The following is a 16,675-nucleotide window of genomic DNA, read 5'->3' on the forward strand; positions in this document are numbered from 1 at the left end:
AATTATCATTCATTTATTAAATTTTACGGTTATGCAACAGGAAGACGACCTTCGGGGTCTTGCAAAAACAATGGATTTCATGCGGGCATTGAGTATCTTGTTCGTGGTGATCAACATCTACTGGTTCTGCTACGGGCAGATACGGGAGTGGGGAATCAATATCGGCGTGGTCGATAGGATTCTGCTGAACTTCGACCGCACCGCGGGGCTGTTCCGGAATATACTATGGACAAAACTTTTCGCCGTCGTGTTCCTCGCCCTTTCGTGCCTCGGGACGAAAGGCGTGAAAGAGGAGAAAATCACGTGGCGGAAAATCATCGCCTCCCTGGCGACGGGAGGCGTGCTGTTCTTCTTCAACTGGTGGCTGCTGGACTTGCTGCTGCCGGCGGTGGCGAACGCCGCTTTCTACATCCTGTCCCTATCGGCCGGGTATATCTGCCTCTTGATGGGCGGCGTGTGGATGTCCCGCCTGCTGAAGAACAACATGATGGACGACCCCTTCAACAACGAGAACGAATCCTTCCAACAGGAAACCCGCCTGATCGAGAACGAATACTCCATAAATCTGCCGACGAAGTTTTACTATAACAAGCAGTGGAACAGCGGGTTCGTCAATGTCGTAAATCCGCAGAGAGCTTGTATATGTATGGGCAGTCCGGGCAGCGGGAAAAGTTACTGCGTTGTCAATCAATTCATTAAACAGCAAATCGAAAAGGGTTATACCCAATACGTTTACGACTACAAATTTCCCGATCTTTCGGAAATCGCTTACAACCACCTGCTGAATAACCGGCGGGGCTACAAGAAGGTTCCGACGTTCTACGTCATAAACTTCGACGACCCGCGCCGCTCGCACCGTTGCAACCCCATTCACCCGGACTTCATGACCGATATTTCGGACGCCTACGAGAGCGCCTATACCATCATGCTCAACCTGAACCGAACCTGGGTGCAGAAACAGGGCGATTTTTTTGTAGAAAGCCCCATTATCCTTTTCGCGGCCGTGATCTGGTTCCTGCGCATCTACGACAACGGGCGGTATTGTACCTTCCCGCACGCCATCGAGTTCCTGAACAAGCGGTACGAGGATATTTTCCCGATTCTGACATCCTACCCGGAACTCGAAAACTACCTCAGCCCCTTTATGGATGCCTGGATCGGAGGCGCTCAGGATCAGCTCCAGGGCCAGATAGCATCGGCCAAAATTCCGCTTTCCCGCATGATTTCGCCCCAGCTATATTGGGTCATGTCGGGGGATGACTTCACACTCGACATCAACAACCCGGACGATCCCAAAATACTCTGCGTGGGGAACAATCCCAACAGGCAAAACATTTACAATGCGGCGTTGGGACTGTACAATTCCCGCATCGTGAAGCTCATCAACAAGAAAGGCCAGCTCAAATCGGGCATCATCATCGACGAGTTGCCGACGATCTACTTCAAGGGACTCGACAACCTGATCGCCACGGCCAGAAGCAACAAGGTCGCCGTGCTGCTGTGCTTCCAGGATTTTTCACAGTTGAAGAGGGACTACGGGGACAAGGAGGCCGCCGTCGTGATGAACACGGTGGGCAACATCTTCTCCGGGCAGGTCGTTGGCGAAACGGCCAAGACGCTCTCGGAGCGCTTCGGCAAGGTATTGCAGAAGCGGCAGAGCATGACGATCAATCGCAATGAGAAATCGACCTCCATATCCACGCAGTTGGACAGCCTGATCCCGGCCTCGAAGATCTCGACGCTCACCCAGGGGATGTTCGTCGGGGCCGTGGCGGACAACTTCGACGAGCGAATCGAACAAAAGATTTTCCACTGCGAGATTGTCGTGGACAACGAAAAAGTGAAAGCGGAAACGGCCCGGTACGAGAAGATACCCCAGATTACCGACTTCACCGACGAGAACGGGACGGATCACATGAAAGAGGTCGTGCAGGAAAACTACGAACGCATCAAGGCCGAGGCCGGCCGGATCGTCGCCGAGGAGCTGGAACGAATAAAGAACGACCCGGTGCTTTGCAAGCTCCTGCCGGAGCAGAACTAAATGAATACGAGTCCCCGCAAACAGCCTCCGTTATCTTAACGGGGGCTTGTTTTCATTTTCCGCAACGGTACAACGAGCGGAGAAGACGGTATTTTGAACTGCCTATTCCGTTCTGTTTCCGGCCTTGTCTATATAATACCATTCGTCGCTCTCCCAATAGTGGTATTCTCCGCCCGAACCGGGCACTTCTTTCATCGCTCCCTTGTCCGTTACCTTTGCCTTGCCCTCCTTGAAAGGAAAGCCGAAGGCAAAGCGGGGTGTTATGACCGTCCTGCCGTTCTCGTTCGCATACCCTATGCGCCCTCTCTTGTCCACGATGCGGTACAGACCTTCCTGTACGGGGTCGTTGCCGTTGTCATATTGAAACACGTTGTAATGCTTCATGGAACTGCAACCGCATAATAGCATTGCTATAATTATCGTTAGAATTTTGCCCATATAAATTTTCATACATTAGGACTCCCAGCTTGTTTTCACAAAATTACTGTTTTTACGGCAGACGGGGAGCGTTTGATGCAATGTTTCTCGGCATAACGTGGTGATTAAGTGGACGGAAAACATTATTTTTGTATTCGGAATCCTTTTAATCATAAGCCTATGGCGATTACCGATATATACGAGGCGATGAACAGCAAGGTTGAATCTTTTTTCGAGTGGGCGCAGGCTCACCCGAAATACGGGCTGCTGTTTGTTGCCGGACTGCTTGCCCTGTGGCTGGTGGGGCTGTTGCTGCGTTGGGAATGGGCGTGTCGCTGGCAGTTTGGCGGCAAGCTGTGGATGTTCGACGGCTGCAAGCCTGAAACGCACCGACGGATTCAGATGGTACTGGTCGGCGTGGCTCTGACAGCCTGCCTGACGATGTTCTTTATATGGAAGTGACGGTATGGAAAAGGACAAACGCAAATACCGGTTCTGCTTCATCGACTATATGTGGTATGTGGCCGAAGAATGGAGCGAGCGGGAACATAACAATCTCAACGGGAGAATGCTGTTATTCTTTTGCTGGCTCTTTCCCATACTCTTACCGCTTGGAATACCGCTGCTATTTCACCTTTTCAGTTGGATGATTGCTTTTGCCGTAGTAATGATTCTCTGCTTTCTTCCCGGCTTGTTCTGCCAACTCCGCTACACAGCCGGGCGACATAAAGTACTCCGTGAACATTATGGGAAGATGAAACATCCCGGCAGGAAGCTCGCCAAAATAGTCCTTATCGCCGGCGCCCTGACCGTGGCGAATGTCGTGCTGATGTTTCACCTCGGATTTATACATTGGGCATGATGAAACGGCAGGAACATAAACGGCGTTTTTATTTCTGGGACTACCTCTGGTGGGTGGGGGAGAAAAGGAAGCAGGCAAGGCGAACAGGCAGGGTCGATGGCGAAATGATGCTCTCGATTTATATCTTCGCTCTTTTGATATTCCCTATGATGATTGTAACTATCCGGCTTTTTCCGGGTGTGCCGTCATGGTTGCCATGTGTCGTTTTTAGCATTATCACATTTGTCGTGATGTCGCTCGTCGGCAGGATTTACAAATGGCGGGGCAAAGCCGTGATGTCTCACTATGCCAAGTGCGGGTTTAACGAAGCCCTTGCGGCTCTGTTATTTTTCCTTGCGACAGCCATTATCTGTTTTATGATGTATCATTCTCTTGACAAAAAGTGATACATACTTTGATACGACCCCCGGGCCGTCATCTTTCGTGATCTAACTTGATGTACCAGTTCCCCTTGATGGGCTTGTACAGCGTGGTGTCGTTGTATGTCCTGCGGTAGATCTCGTTCAGGTCGCCTTGTTCGGTGATGCGGATGACGGGGTGATTGCTCAATCCGGGGTCATAGACGAAAGACTTGCTTGTCCCGCTGATGGCAAGACCATTGGAGTAATACGGCATTACGAGGCTCAACTTTGCCGAATCTGCCGTTTCCCGCTCCTGACGGTCAACAAGGACGAGACCACATCCTATCTCTGCCAATAAGGAATCGAGCAGTACTCGGTCTGGCTTTAACAGCCCATATACCGGAATGTCTTGTTCGTCATTTGATTCATAGGATATATCACTTTGCTCTATTGAATCAAGTATAATGACCTCTTCCGGAGAAAGCGGCGGATAGTGGAAACTGCCTTCTGAACTCTCCGCCATGATTTCGTACACCTTGCGGAACGCCGCCTCGTGCGTGTTGAAGTGCCGTATCATTTCCTCGTCCGACGGCGGCATGGGCGGCTCGCAACTCACAACGGATACAGCCGCTAAAAACAGTGTTATGATAGATTTCTTCATTCTATTTATTGGGTATGTTTTGATTATTAAAATTCCATATCCTCCGTCCATTCCAGAGAGTCCACCGGGCAAAGTCCGGCGTTATTCACTTCATACCACCCGGTCAGCAGAATCCTTATGCTGTCAGGCGTATATCCCTTGACCCATGTACATTCTATAAACGTGCGTCTGCCGTCTTGGATTTCATCAATCGTGGCATGGTTCAACAACCCAACACGGAACTCTCCGCCCATATCCCCCTTTGTTGCCCGTACCTGCATGATATAGACAGGTTGTCCGTAGCGGGATGTGCGGCTGTTTTGATTTATCAGGCGTTGTAAGATTTCGTGGGGAACTTCCTGACGGGCTCCTACTTTGAAATACAGTGGAAGATAATCCCTCCACCTTTGCGGTACTTCCACCTGCGTTTTCTCTACCTTTGCCTTTTTCCCGCTTATCCGCATCAGTGCGCTTGGCAACAGGTATGCTTCGGCAATAAGCAGAAAACCGAGCGAGAACAGGAAGAAGTAACATCTGAAGGGGCTGAACCTGCGTCCTTCATAGTGCTGCATGACCGCTTTCCTTCGTGTAAACGGGTATATCCGACCTCGCCCGATATAGTGGAGGATTACGAGTAACCCAATTATCATGGCGACTGTAAACCACTCGAATGCCGGGGAGCCGTAAAGGAAATGAGCGGCTGTGAAGAATATCGGCTCATAGATAAATATCATGATGCAAAGCATCAGCATGGATTCCCCATCGGGTCGTCTTGGCTCGCCCTTGTAATGCCACTGCGCCATTTCTCCCAACCAGAACAGGTAGTCGAAGAAATAATAATGCCGTTGTCGTTCTTGCTCCTTATATTCCTGTTTCCTCATTCTAATTATATCACGTGGATAATGTCCGGCAGCGTTCCACTTAAAGCGGTAGTGCTGTTTGTTTTCTAAATCTTCGTGTCTTTATTAGCAAAATCAAGGCACTATTTCGTAAATGGTCCGGTCACTATTTTTGAAAATGGTCTGCTCAATCTGTCTGCCGACCTTTACGATACTATCTATGTCAGCATGAACTTTCAGGCTGATAACAGGTGCATATTTCAGATGTTCGTAATCGACTGGAGTATTGTTATAGGTCGTTTCGACAATAGGATAATTATGTTCCTTTGCAAACTGCTTCAAGGTATCTATGTAGGGAAGCTGCTCTTTACACATAGCTTCAAAATCTATGTAAAACTTTCCGTTCTCCAGCACAAAATAGATGCAGTCCACACCATTAGAACAAATGCCTATAAAATCATAATCTGTTTTTCCTGCCTGCACGTTTCTCAACACATCCGGCAGTTTGTCTATCGTAATCTGGGCAGCAACCGGAATATTAGAGTTTATACCGTCGTTTTGCGTTACTCGTTTATTTCCATGCCCGCAACTCAATAAACTCAAGATAGAAGTAAATATTCCCATAATTTTTAAGTATCTCATAATTTTATGCTTATTGCGGATAATGTTTGGCAGCGTTCCGCTTATTCAGTCGGTTTGCTGTTTGTTAGCAGTTTATTTTCTAAATATCCTTTAACTTGTTATTCATTTCTTTCCTATACAGAATTGAACTAAAAGGATAAATATTATTAAGTTCCGGTTTTTCTCCATATAGTTCAATTATCCCGTCTATTGATTCTAATTTTTGTAAAATGGGCATTGAAATATTTATGATATTTTCAATTAACCGTGAACGCAACTGTTCATCAATAGTCGATTCTAAATCTAATATCATTTGTGTGGAATACCCTTCAATTTCCATTATTGGGAAGCGCATTCTAATATCACATTGATATTCTTTAGGAAACAATAAATCATCTCCTTTACGTAATAAAGCCGCTAAGTTTATATAAAACATCTTTCCATACAAAGAGTGTTGGAGATTGAATACGACTATACATTCGGCAGTAGTCTTATACCACGAATTTCCTTTTCTACGAAAGCTATTCGCTTTCATTAATGGATGAACTATTGATTTGAATTGCTCTTTATCCATAATATTTAATTCTAAACTGCTAATGGGTTGTAGCTTACCGCCGTTAGGCGGAATAGGTGCTTGTTACCCACATATTTATTCTTTGTTTTTTCGATTTATTTGTATATCACTTATTTCTGATTTTCCGCCAAAACAGCGTAATTCTTCTACATTCGGATTATCCAATACTGCATATACAGATTCTTTTGTCATACTTTTAACGCCTAACATAACTACCTTTCTCAACTTTTTAGCATTTACGAGACTTGAAATATCAACCAATCTATTTAAGGTGTCAATATAAACTTCAGCCAATTCATTTAGATTGGCTAAGTTTGGCATCTTAGTGATATTAGCCAACCAAATCAATTCGAGCTTTTTAAGTCCGATAAGAGTACTGACAAATGAAATATCATCCAATTTGGATATTCTAAAAAGTTTCAGTTGGCGCAAACTTCTAAAATCACTCAAAACAGTCAAGTCTATTTTTGAACTATCACACCACAAAATCGACAAGTCTTTAATAGACATCTGTTTTAAGAATGACAAGTCCTTATTCTTGATAGCTCTTAGTTCTAACTTTTCCAACTGGCTTAAACCTACAATAACTTCAAGATTCTTATCTAATTTCCCGAGAAAAAGGGATTGCAGATTTTTGAGGTGTAAAAGCCATTGACAGTCAAACACAGGCTTGCCACTCTTCAAATCAGCATCTATATACAAGTGTTCCAATAGACTTGGCAATGTCTTGACAAAAGTAAAATCCCTTAAATCATAAATTTCCAATTTCAAGGATTTAATGTTAGATAAACTTGAAAGAATGGATAAATCAGTATTCTTATACTCAAAACCGTCTATTACGATATTCTGTACATCCGGAACAAATCGCAGGAAATCCAGATTCCAACCATTGAAATCATTCCCATATCCAAAGGTTTTATCAGCCCCTCCATATACACGAAAAGAAATATCAGGACGTGATATAAATATGCGATTCAACTTTTCGAGAACCGTATTAGGAATATAATCGCTTATTTGAACTCTCTTTATAAGTTTCTCCTCGATTATTTGCTGAATTACGGATTCTGTCACATCTTCTGCCATGTAACCATCTTCGGGACGTCTTGGAATCCTTCCAAAACTGTGAGGAGTAAATATTTCAATTTGTGTTCTAAACATTCTTATATTATTATGTGGGTAATGTTCGGCGGATAATCGACCTTTAAGGGAGATTAATCCGCTTGTTAGCAACCTATTCTTATTTATTTTTCACCTCATTCAACCATTTAGTAATCAATTTTTCAGAAGGTGTCTTTGCTGTCCTATCAGTGTATGAAAAGAATTTAGTTACAAAAGGCATGAAAAATTTTTCTCCATCTGGTGTTAAATCGTTCCGACGAAATTCAAGTTTTATAATTCTACCTTTTGTATCTATTGGACGATTTTTCAAAAAACCATTATCCCAACAAGAAGATAATAAAACAACGAACTCATCATATAATCGTTCAATGTGCTCCATATATAGCCTATTTACCGTAAAAATATATGAAAAATCGCACATTAAATCCTGCCAAGAATGTAATTCATTATAAGTTTCTTTGAATAACTTGGAAAGCAAGCCTTCGTCATCTGTATTTTCTACCAATATGAAATCCTTTTCTCCCGGCAGATTTTTATATGGGCGGCATATTGGGGCGTCTGGTAACAGCTCTTTGGCTTTATTAGTAAGTAAAAGATAACATTGATTCTGATACAAGACACCTATTTTCTTCCCATTCAAATGAATAATAAATTCATCAAAAATAGGTTCGAGCATTACGTTGTATATTGCTCGCGTTTGTTTCTCAATATAATTTGCATATTTTTTTGTTGTCATATCCTTTTCGTTTTATAGGTTGCTAATGTTTGACGGATAATCGCCATTTCAAGGCGATTTAGTCGTATGTTATCGTTTATTTCAATTTAGTAAGTTTTTCATACTGATAAGAAACATCAAGAAGTTTATTTACCAACTCATCTCCAAGCCAACAATCTATTAGATATTTTCCATAGCTTGGTGTAAACGAGTAAATATCTTTATCAATCGCATTGATCATATTTTCCAAGTCTTTTTGTACATTATGTAATGCACCATCAGGAAGAGAAGTCTTCCTACATTCAAAAGGTTGCGCTAATATTCTTTTTACATCATCAAGTATATTCACACAACAACTTTTTACTGTTTCTTTTCTACTTACCATATTAAACGATAATGTTCGGCGGATAATCGACCTTATGGGAGATTTATCCGCTTGTTAGATGCACTTACTTTTTTTGTTTCTGATATTATAAGTTTATTAAATTCAATTTTTAGGGAGTTGCTATCAAAGATAAACTCCATACGAAATAAATCGTTTTTCAAAATCTCAAATTGAAAGGCAATCAAATCAATATTCTTTATAAGAGAATTTTGTTTGCCAAAATCAATTTTTGAAACTCCATGAAATCGGAAACTAAAAATTCTATCTGAATAAGGGCCTTCCAATTTAATGATGGCACATTGACCTTTCTTTGTTAGATTACTCCTAACATCTAAAAGAATACTATCATGTAGTGTTGTGCTATCAGATAGCGAATAGCGAGAATAATCGGTTAGAAATCCACGAATTTCAACCGGTATTTCTTCAAGGTGCTTATTCAAGTAATCAAAATACTCATCAAAACACCAACTGCCATTTTGGAATTTTATTATATTCATTTTTGTTTCGTGCATCTAATGTTTGGCAGCGTTCCGCTTATTCAGTCGGTTTGCTGTTTGTTATCAGAACTAAATAAATGCTTTTATAAAAGCATAAATTCACTTGCTTCTACGTCAATAGCCCTGCAATTCCAATGCGAGCATAATTGTTTCACGAAGTGAAAGACTGTTTCTTCATTTTCACCTCCATGAAAACATAGGTGTATATTTTCAATACTTTCATTATCGTCCCAAGAAATCTCTACGCCACACTCATTGTCTAATTGCAGTATCATTGTGCTATCCGACAAATTATCATCAGAAATAAGAAAGGTGTTCTGCATCCAATCCACAAACGCATTTCTATCTGTTATAGGCAATGTTTCATCTACATCCGACAAATTGGATTCATCGTTCAAGGGCGTTTTTATTAAAATGATAGACCAACTCATATTTTTTATTTGATTAGTTCATGATTTTTTTATGTTCTGATAATGTTTGGCAGCGTTCCGCTTATTCAGTCGGTTTGCTGTTTGTTACTAACGCTTTATTTTTTACTCCAATACTCTTGCATCCAACTTTCATATTCCAAAGGATATATTTCATTGGCAGAATTTAGTTTATCATTGATATTCAATTTTCGTTTGGATTTAGCGGATTCTGTTTTCAGCAGGGAAAATCCTTCTATTAACTTTCTCGCATCATCTTTCAAACGAAACCACCTTTGCCAATCGTTTTTTGTCATTTCCGCTTCTCGTTGCTTCTTATATTCTTTACGTTTAGTCATCTGTTCTAATTGAAGCAAGAGATTTTCATCTGCAACAAACATTGGGACTTCTTGGAAAATAAGCAGATCAGAATAATGTTTAGATAAAACGTCTTTAGCCTTTTCACTAACATAAATTTCAGAGCAGAAGTCGTAAAAAATCCTATCAATGAAAATATCTAATCCTGAAAGGCTTTGTTCTACTAACTTGGCAGAACTACGTTCTTGCTCGCAATAAAGTAGTCCGTCCTTTTGAGGTATCAACGCAAATAAATTTCCTATTTGTTCCGCTACCGCCTCGTTATGCTTGCGCCGTGTAATATATTCTTCCGCATCCATACTTCCAGACGGATATACCAGAGGCTCAGGTGCTTGTAAATCCCAGTTCTCCCAATCCAATTTCACAATCTTTTCCTTGCTCGCTGGTTGAAGAACAAAGCCCGTAAGATTTGCTTCTGTAATATACTGTAAAACATTCTCTTTGACAATTAACACAGGGCTTTCTCTATTATATTGAGAGCGGTAGATAGAGGGACAAAACGCTCCCGTTCTAAAAACCATGTGAGAATTTGTATCTTTATCATAGCCGTAAATGCCTTGCCATAGCATTTCACCATAACTACCCCAAGGCATTATTTTATTTTTTACAGTATAATATTTCATCTTTCTTTATTTTTCTGCGTTAGTAATGTTCAGCGGCTAACCGACCTTTCGGGGAGGTTAAGCCGCTTGTTATAAACCTATTTGAAATTTGTCAGTATATCCTCTTTCTCATTAGAAGACAACATTTCCAACAAATGATTGAAGCTATCACAAACCATTTCTGCCGATTCCTCAAATTCCGGTTCAACTCCGTAATAGATTTTACCATAGTTTTCTGGCGACAAATCTATGCTCAAATATCGGTATCCGTCTTTTACAGACATAAGAATTGGGATATGATTATCCCAGAATTGGCGAATCATATCGCAGGATTCCTCGTCATCTTTCAATGCATCAAGCCCCATTAGCTCAAATTCGTTCCAACGGAATCCGCTATCGCTTTCTCCGTTAAAGTCCTCTATGGAATTAAACCAAACATTATCACTTTCATTCGTGATTGTCTGAAACCGTTGCAAAAACTCCTGATACTCCACAGGAAGTTCGGAATACCGATTCTGTAAATCAGAGCTTAATTCTTTTCTTTCCAATCGTTCTGTAACGACGAATCCTATATTTTTCAGTGCTTCAATCATATTTTTTACTGGTTTATAATGTTTGGTGGCTAACTTACTTTAAGATGTTAAGCCATTTGTTATCCGCATCTTATTTATTTGTTCCAAAGTATGACTGTAATGTCTCTTATTTGGATAAAAATAAATTCGACATGGAATATGAATTAGCGGTTCTAAATTTCCGTCTATACAATTCCAAAAAGAGAATTTTTCAAGATTTGACATAGACGAAATAAATCCAAGATTAGTTATCTTTTCTACAAACAAGTTTCGAATGGTTTGATTTCCTTGTAAAAAAGAAAAATTAGCTAATTGCACACATTTTTCTATGTGCAATTTTTTAAGGTTTGCGAGTTTGCTTATAGAATCCACATCTATAAGTTTACGACAATACAGCAGATCCAGTCGTTCTAAATTTCTAAATGCTTCAATACCTTTCAAACTTGTAATTCTCCCTCCACATATTCGTAGTGTTTCCAAGTTTCGCAAATTTTCAAGATGTGTCAAATCCTGATGTGTTGTAGAAGTCATCAATAAATCTCTTAGATTTATCAATGCCTCTATATTCTTTAATTTATTATCACCAGTGAAATAAAGTGTTTTCAGGTTGCTGAATTGCAACAGATCCAACTTTATTGGTTGGTCGATACTTAAATATTCAAGATTGCGCAAAGTGTATAAAGCATCAACATTAAGAATTTTCTTAATTAAAAAACAATTTCCGATTATTAGTTTTCTAACAAATAGTCTGTCTGCAAAATCAGAAAAATCCAAAATATACCGTTCACCAACATTATGATTTAGACAACGAATCCGTAATGCCGTATATCCATTCTTCTCCGCATACGCCAAACCATCAGATAGTGCTGTTGGGTCTATCTCAAAAAAATCTATTGCACTGTTATAACTATATTTTTCCATACTTTTTATATTACTGCGGATAATGTTTAGAGGATAACCGACCATTTAGGGCGGTTCATCCTTATGTTCGAGACAATTTTTCTTTTTTCTTTCTTTAATTACATATTATATAGAACTTCAATTTTTAACCGCAGTTCCTGACAAGAAGAGGTGTGAAGTTCATGTCTGCACTCCGTTCGTTTTCTTACTGCTCTTATCCGTATTTCACTCATTTTTCGGTTCTCCTTTCTTTCGTTTTATGGGATTTTTCTGTTTCTGTTCACGGCAGGGCATAGCTATCCCATGTTGCTGTCATGCCGCTTTTTTCCGGTGTATGTCGCAATGCTCCAGTACAACCGTGTATGTCATGCCGCCACCCGTTACCGTGGTGTGGCTGTAAACTCTCATTCGTCCGCAACATTCGCAGAAATACGGGTTTTCATACCCGCTTTCTTCCTGATGCAGCCCGGCTTCCTCAATCTCGTTTTCATCCCGTCCGAAGTATTCTTCCGGCAGGTTGCCTTTGTTGGAATAGAAGCCGTAGTACCTCACGATGCGGAAATAGCGCAGGGGGACGTGTTGCAGCAACCGGGGGAAGAACTCACGATAATGCAGCGTCAGTTCCTTTTCCACAGGGTTTCTCCTGTCGGGCGAATTTTTATAATCACGGTAGCGGAATGAAATGTTCTCGCCGTCCATTGCCGTAATCTTGTACTCGCTCAGACACGCCCGTTTGGAATACCTGCCTACATACTGTATCACCTGCTCCGGCATCTGTATAGGTGGCTCCAAATGCACAATCCAGTCCTTTTTGTTCGCCACCTTTTTGATGAAGCCCATAAACTCCATGCGGTCGTGGAAATCATGCTCCAGCCTGCCCGTGTCGAACAGTTCTATCAGCGCATTTTCAAACTTGTAGCGGAACACCCTGCGGATAGAGGGGATATGCACGTAGTCATGTTCAGGAATGACTATCTTGCCGCCGCTGTCGATGCCGCCCCACGACATAATCGTGTGCGTGTGTACATGAAACTGTTTTGTTTCCCCGTAGGTATGCAGCACGGCAATCACCCCGGTTTTCAAGCCGAACTTGTGCATCATCCAGTCTTTCAGGGTGTCTGCCGAAGTACGCATCAGGATGTTCAGCATCTCTTTCTTGTTGCGCTTCACCAAATCCAACAGGATATGCGGCAAGGTCATGACCACGTGGCGGTGTGGAACTCGCAACATCTTTTCTTTCATGCGTGCCGCCCATTTGAGCGTGTCACGCCAGCCGCATGACGGACAGAAACGGTGTTTGCAGCTATGGTAGATTTCCCAGACTTCGCCACATTCGGGGCAGGCATAGGTATCTATCCCCAAAGCGGCGGTACGGCATACACGGATAGCGTTTGCCGCCTTGTATTGTTCGGGGGTGATATACTCTGCCGGATACCGGGCGTACTCGTCCCACCACCGATTGAAAAAATCGGACAAGCGGTACTTTTTTACCTCGCAACCGTCTGTGTATATGTCATTTAACGTCTCTGCCATCACTTGCGCTTAATCTCTTTTTTAGCTCGATTTTAGTGTTTAACTATCTGATTATTAGTTGTTTATTGTCTTGAACATTATACTATCAGCCGATTTGGCTGTTATTTTCTTCGAGTATCAGACCTCGTCTTCCTCCATCAACAGGTCGTCCAACGGGCTTTTGATATTGCTTTTGAAAGTGTCGGCTATGTGAACATACCTTTCCGTTGTCTTGATATTGTTATGTCCCATAAGCTCTTTCACAATCTTGATGTCGGTTCCTTGCTCCAGCAGGTGAGTGGCGAACGAATGGCGTAGCAGGTGTGGATAAATCCGTTTCGTGATTCCCGCTTCCCGAGCCGCAGCCTTCAACCGTTTCGACACGATACTCTCGGTGAAAGGTTCTCCCGGTCTGTGTTCAAAGAGCCACACTTTCGGTTTATATAGCCTGTTATATTCCGTCAGTTTTTTCATCAACGGTTTTGACAGCAGGGTGTAGCGGTCTTTTTTCCATTTACCCTGCCGCACCCGTATCAGGGAGCGGGATTCGTTGATGTCGCCGGGTTTCAGTTCCAGCAGCTCGCTGATGCGGAGTCCTGCGGAATAGAGTATGGAGAACATGCAGAAGAAGCGCAGGTCTGTCACCGTCACGTCGAGTATCTTCTTTATTTCTTCCTTGCTCAACACGTCGGGCAGCGTCTTCTCCCGTTTGGCACGGTTCACCTTGTAACATCGCCGTTCCTGGCCGAGAACTTTCTCGTAATAGAACTTGATGGCGTTGATACGCTGGTTTTGTTGGCAGGAGGATATGTTTTTCTCGTGGATGAGATACAGCAGGTAGGCGTTTATCTCGTCCGGGGTAACCGTCTCAATCTTACACCCCTCGAAATATTGTTGGAAATCGCGGAAATACGAGGTATATACTCTTACGGTGTGATCGCTGTAACGTACCTGCTGGAGTTTTTCCAGATAACCTTTCGGCAGCGATGGCCGCTTGTCTTCCTCTTTTCGTGGAGCGGTTTCTTTTACGGCCGAATAGTCGATAAACGCCATTTCCACATAGCGGTCGAAGAACTCGGCAAGCACGAAATTCTCTGCCGGCAGATAAGCCTTACCACCGACAAGCTCTACATTTTCTTCCTTTGATAATGACAAGCGGATGTCATTGTCATTGCCGAAAGTCACTTCTACAAACTTTCTCCCGTTTCTTATCACCGGAGAAAGTTTGATTTTGTTTTTTGGGGTGTATATTTCCATGCCTCACATTTTGTCGGATATTGAAACCTGTTTTCGCAAATTTATAAAAAAACACGGGTTATCCATGCGCTTTATTGACATTTAACAATAGATCCCGACTACCTGACAAATAAGGTGAGGAGCCACGAAAATACCCTCTGCCAAATCCGTCCTTCCCGGCACTCCGTTTCTCCGATTTCCTCCGCCCTGCGCCACAAGCGGCCACTTCTGTGCCCAATGCTTCCATAGCCTTTCCAACTCTTTTACGTTCAGCCGGTTCCCCTTACTTTCGTTCCCGCATCGCTATTGGTGCTAACTAAAAACACTCGTAATTATGGACGAAAACGTAAAGAACGAAGCCAAACAGGTCATGCTCGTTCAAAATGCCGACGACGGACGACTGCAAGCCGTTACCGGCGCGGATCAGGACGGTACGATCCGCACCGCCGACCCCACGGAACAGAACGTGGCGAGCCTGCTGAACGTGAACACGCAGGATTCGGCCCTCGAAGCCTTCTTCAAGAAATTCATGGAGCAGGCCCAGAACCCGGCCCACACGGGCATCTTCATCATGACGGAGAACGCCCTGAACAAACTTATCCGCATCGACTTCGACCCGGAGATCCTGGAAAACTACCGTATCGACCCCTCCGAGCGGCTCCAGACGCAGGAGCGGAAGTTCGAGCCGCTGGACGTCACGCGGATCGACCTGGGGGATATGGAGAAGAAAGGTATCCGCATGGAGGACATCGAGCCGCACCTGAAGGCCATGTCCTACGGACACAAGTCCAACGGGCTGGTGGAGATGAACCCCGAGCTGGAGAACGGGCTTCGTGTCTCCACCAAAGGGCGCGTGTCGCTCGAAGAGCAGGCGGACGGCTCGCTGCGTGTCGTGCCACACTACTGGCAGGAGCAGCCCGACCTCGACGCCCCCTTCCACGGGGTGCTGCTCGACGAGGAGGCAAAGACGAACCTGATGAACACCCGCCATGCCGGCAAGGTGATCGACCTGGAGCTGGAGCCGGGCAAGCTCACGCCCTGCTACGTGTCGATAGACAAGTGGACGAACACGCTGGAACCCATGCCCGTTTCGCTGCTCGAAAAACGCACCCGCATCAAGGATGCCGACCTCTCGGAGGGTAAGCAGATGGATTTCTACGGCGGCGGCAAGGTGCTGCTCGAAGGCTACACCACCCGCGCGGGCTACAAGCGGGACGCCTACATCCAGATCGACGCGGCCGAACGCAACTACTCCTTTACCTACGACGGACTGGATCGCAACCGCTACGCCCAAGAGAACAAGGAGATCTACCGCCAGAAGGCCGCCGAGAGAAACGGGCAGCAGGAAACGACGGCCGCCGAGCGGCAGTCCACGCTCACGATTCACCGGACAATCCTCAAAGCCCCCGTGCCCAAAGAGGCTTATGAGCAGTGGACGGAGGCGGTGAACGACCCCGCCAAACGGACGGAGGTCAAGGCTTTCTACATCAAGGGCATGGTCAAGGACGGGCAGGGCGAGCCGTTCAACGCCTGGGTCAAGCCCAACTTCGAGCGCAACAAGATGGATTTCTTCCGCTGGAATCCCGACCGGGCCAAACGGCAGGGCGCGGAGGTCAAGCCCGCCGACGAGAGCCGCACGCAGGTCGCCGTCAATTCCGAGGGCAAGACCGTCGAGGCGGTCAAAGACGTGAAAGAGCCCCTGAAGCAGGGACAGCAGCAGCCGACCCCGGCGCAGAAGAAGAACTACCGCAGCAGCAAAAAGAGTACCTCCAAAGGCATCAAGGCGTAGCGTATGAAATGGTTTTACGTGCTGACCGGGGCCTTGCTGCTCCTGAACGCGGCACTGGCCGCCTTGTACCTGCGGGCAGGCAGGCGCCTCCCGCCGGAAGAAGCGGACGACGAACGGCGGTATTACGACGGGAACGGCAACCATGTCTATTACGACCGCCGCCTGATCGCCCGCCTGGAAAAAGAGAAACGAGAACAAGAAAACAACCACTGAAAAAATCCGAATTAT

The 16,675-nt window shown here is 44.3% G+C and carries 22 protein-coding genes; 6 read left to right on the plus strand and 16 right to left on the minus strand.

Features of this window, described 5'->3' with window-relative positions:
* Positions 1-31 precede the first annotated feature (31 nt).
* Positions 32-2,041 carry a conjugal transfer protein MobC gene (mobC, locus tag ACYQ0C_RS03235; RefSeq protein ID WP_016278165.1) on the plus strand — a complete coding sequence of 670 codons (2,010 nt, stop codon included), beginning with the start codon at positions 32-34 and terminating at the stop codon, positions 2,039-2,041.
* A 102-nt stretch (positions 2,042-2,143) separates the two neighbouring features.
* Here the strand turns inward: mobC and ACYQ0C_RS03240 are convergent, their stop codons facing one another.
* Entirely contained in the window at positions 2,144-2,479 is a 336-nt protein-coding gene (locus ACYQ0C_RS03240) for a WG repeat-containing protein (protein ID WP_016278164.1), read from the minus strand.
* Positions 2,480-2,638: 159 nt separating this feature from the next.
* On the opposite strand from ACYQ0C_RS03240, the gene ACYQ0C_RS03245 reads away from it, so the two are divergent.
* The 3 genes from ACYQ0C_RS03245 to ACYQ0C_RS03255 are packed head-to-tail and all read left to right on the plus strand — an operon-like array spanning position 2,639 to position 3,706.
* On the plus strand, positions 2,639-2,920 hold the full coding sequence (locus ACYQ0C_RS03245) for an Imm17 family immunity protein (RefSeq protein ID WP_016278163.1): 282 nt from the start codon (positions 2,639-2,641) through the stop codon (positions 2,918-2,920).
* 4 nt (positions 2,921-2,924) lie between these two features.
* On the plus strand, positions 2,925-3,320 hold the full coding sequence (locus ACYQ0C_RS03250; protein WP_081642375.1) for a hypothetical protein: 396 nt from the start codon (positions 2,925-2,927) through the stop codon (positions 3,318-3,320).
* On the plus strand, positions 3,317-3,706 hold the full coding sequence (locus tag ACYQ0C_RS03255; RefSeq protein ID WP_016278162.1) for a hypothetical protein: 390 nt from the start codon (positions 3,317-3,319) through the stop codon (positions 3,704-3,706). The genes ACYQ0C_RS03250 and ACYQ0C_RS03255 overlap by 4 nt, the downstream gene beginning before the upstream one ends.
* A gap of 28 nt (positions 3,707-3,734) precedes the next feature.
* On the opposite strand, the gene ACYQ0C_RS03260 is transcribed toward ACYQ0C_RS03255, so the two are convergent.
* The 15 genes from ACYQ0C_RS03260 to ACYQ0C_RS03330 form a co-directional block, all read right to left on the minus strand.
* The gene (locus tag ACYQ0C_RS03260; RefSeq protein ID WP_016278161.1) at positions 3,735-4,322 is read right to left on the minus strand and encodes a DUF4948 family protein; all 588 of its coding nucleotides are present in this window, start codon (positions 4,320-4,322) and stop codon (positions 3,735-3,737) included.
* A 26-nt stretch (positions 4,323-4,348) separates the two neighbouring features.
* Positions 4,349-5,182, minus strand: coding sequence for a hypothetical protein (locus ACYQ0C_RS03265; protein ID WP_016278160.1), 834 nt, complete (start codon positions 5,180-5,182; stop codon positions 4,349-4,351).
* A 93-nt stretch (positions 5,183-5,275) separates the two neighbouring features.
* A complete protein-coding gene (locus ACYQ0C_RS03270) occupies positions 5,276-5,782 on the minus strand; it encodes a hypothetical protein (RefSeq protein WP_016278159.1) in 507 nt (168 codons plus the stop codon).
* Positions 5,783-5,861: 79 nt separating this feature from the next.
* Complete coding sequence (locus ACYQ0C_RS03275) at positions 5,862-6,335, minus strand: DUF4304 domain-containing protein (RefSeq protein WP_016278157.1); 474 nt, start codon at positions 6,333-6,335, stop codon at positions 5,862-5,864.
* A 75-nt stretch (positions 6,336-6,410) separates the two neighbouring features.
* On the minus strand, positions 6,411-7,493 hold the full coding sequence (locus ACYQ0C_RS03280; RefSeq protein ID WP_016278156.1) for a leucine-rich repeat domain-containing protein: 1,083 nt from the start codon (positions 7,491-7,493) through the stop codon (positions 6,411-6,413).
* A gap of 79 nt (positions 7,494-7,572) precedes the next feature.
* On the minus strand, positions 7,573-8,190 hold the full coding sequence (locus tag ACYQ0C_RS03285) for a hypothetical protein (RefSeq protein ID WP_016278155.1): 618 nt from the start codon (positions 8,188-8,190) through the stop codon (positions 7,573-7,575).
* A gap of 76 nt (positions 8,191-8,266) precedes the next feature.
* On the minus strand, positions 8,267-8,518 hold the full coding sequence (locus ACYQ0C_RS03290; protein WP_016278154.1) for a hypothetical protein: 252 nt from the start codon (positions 8,516-8,518) through the stop codon (positions 8,267-8,269).
* A 68-nt stretch (positions 8,519-8,586) separates the two neighbouring features.
* Positions 8,587-9,051, minus strand: coding sequence for a hypothetical protein (locus ACYQ0C_RS03295; protein ID WP_016278153.1), 465 nt, complete (start codon positions 9,049-9,051; stop codon positions 8,587-8,589).
* Positions 9,052-9,134: 83 nt separating this feature from the next.
* Positions 9,135-9,482 (minus strand): hypothetical protein, encoded by a 348-nt coding sequence (locus tag ACYQ0C_RS03300; RefSeq protein ID WP_016278152.1) that lies wholly within the window; start codon positions 9,480-9,482, stop codon positions 9,135-9,137.
* A 95-nt stretch (positions 9,483-9,577) separates the two neighbouring features.
* Entirely contained in the window at positions 9,578-10,459 is an 882-nt protein-coding gene (locus ACYQ0C_RS03305) for a hypothetical protein (RefSeq protein ID WP_025076819.1), read from the minus strand.
* Between the two features lie 77 nt (positions 10,460-10,536).
* Positions 10,537-11,031, minus strand: a complete 495-nt coding sequence (locus ACYQ0C_RS03310) for an SMI1/KNR4 family protein (RefSeq protein WP_016278150.1) — start codon at positions 11,029-11,031, stop codon at positions 10,537-10,539.
* Between the two features lie 39 nt (positions 11,032-11,070).
* Entirely contained in the window at positions 11,071-11,931 is an 861-nt protein-coding gene (locus ACYQ0C_RS03315; RefSeq protein WP_016278149.1) for a leucine-rich repeat domain-containing protein, read from the minus strand.
* A 291-nt stretch (positions 11,932-12,222) separates the two neighbouring features.
* Positions 12,223-13,443 (minus strand): IS91 family transposase, encoded by a 1,221-nt coding sequence (locus ACYQ0C_RS03320; RefSeq protein WP_025076820.1) that lies wholly within the window; start codon positions 13,441-13,443, stop codon positions 12,223-12,225.
* A 117-nt stretch (positions 13,444-13,560) separates the two neighbouring features.
* Entirely contained in the window at positions 13,561-14,679 is a 1,119-nt protein-coding gene (locus ACYQ0C_RS03325; RefSeq protein ID WP_016278632.1) for a tyrosine-type recombinase/integrase, read from the minus strand.
* Between the two features lie 58 nt (positions 14,680-14,737).
* Complete coding sequence (locus ACYQ0C_RS03330) at positions 14,738-14,905, minus strand: hypothetical protein (protein ID WP_016278633.1); 168 nt, start codon at positions 14,903-14,905, stop codon at positions 14,738-14,740.
* A gap of 87 nt (positions 14,906-14,992) precedes the next feature.
* Between ACYQ0C_RS03330 and ACYQ0C_RS03335 the strand changes: the two genes are divergently transcribed.
* Together ACYQ0C_RS03335 and ACYQ0C_RS03340 are read left to right on the plus strand one after the other, a co-directional pair.
* Positions 14,993-16,447: a DUF3945 domain-containing protein gene (locus ACYQ0C_RS03335; protein ID WP_016278634.1), complete on the plus strand. Its 1,455-nt coding sequence runs from the start codon at positions 14,993-14,995 to the stop codon at positions 16,445-16,447.
* Positions 16,448-16,450: 3 nt separating this feature from the next.
* Positions 16,451-16,660 carry a hypothetical protein gene (locus ACYQ0C_RS03340; protein ID WP_016278635.1) on the plus strand — a complete coding sequence of 70 codons (210 nt, stop codon included), beginning with the start codon at positions 16,451-16,453 and terminating at the stop codon, positions 16,658-16,660.
* Positions 16,661-16,675: the final 15 nt, after the last annotated feature.

It is taken from the genome of Phocaeicola sartorii JCM 17136 = DSM 21941, assembly GCF_054653615.1.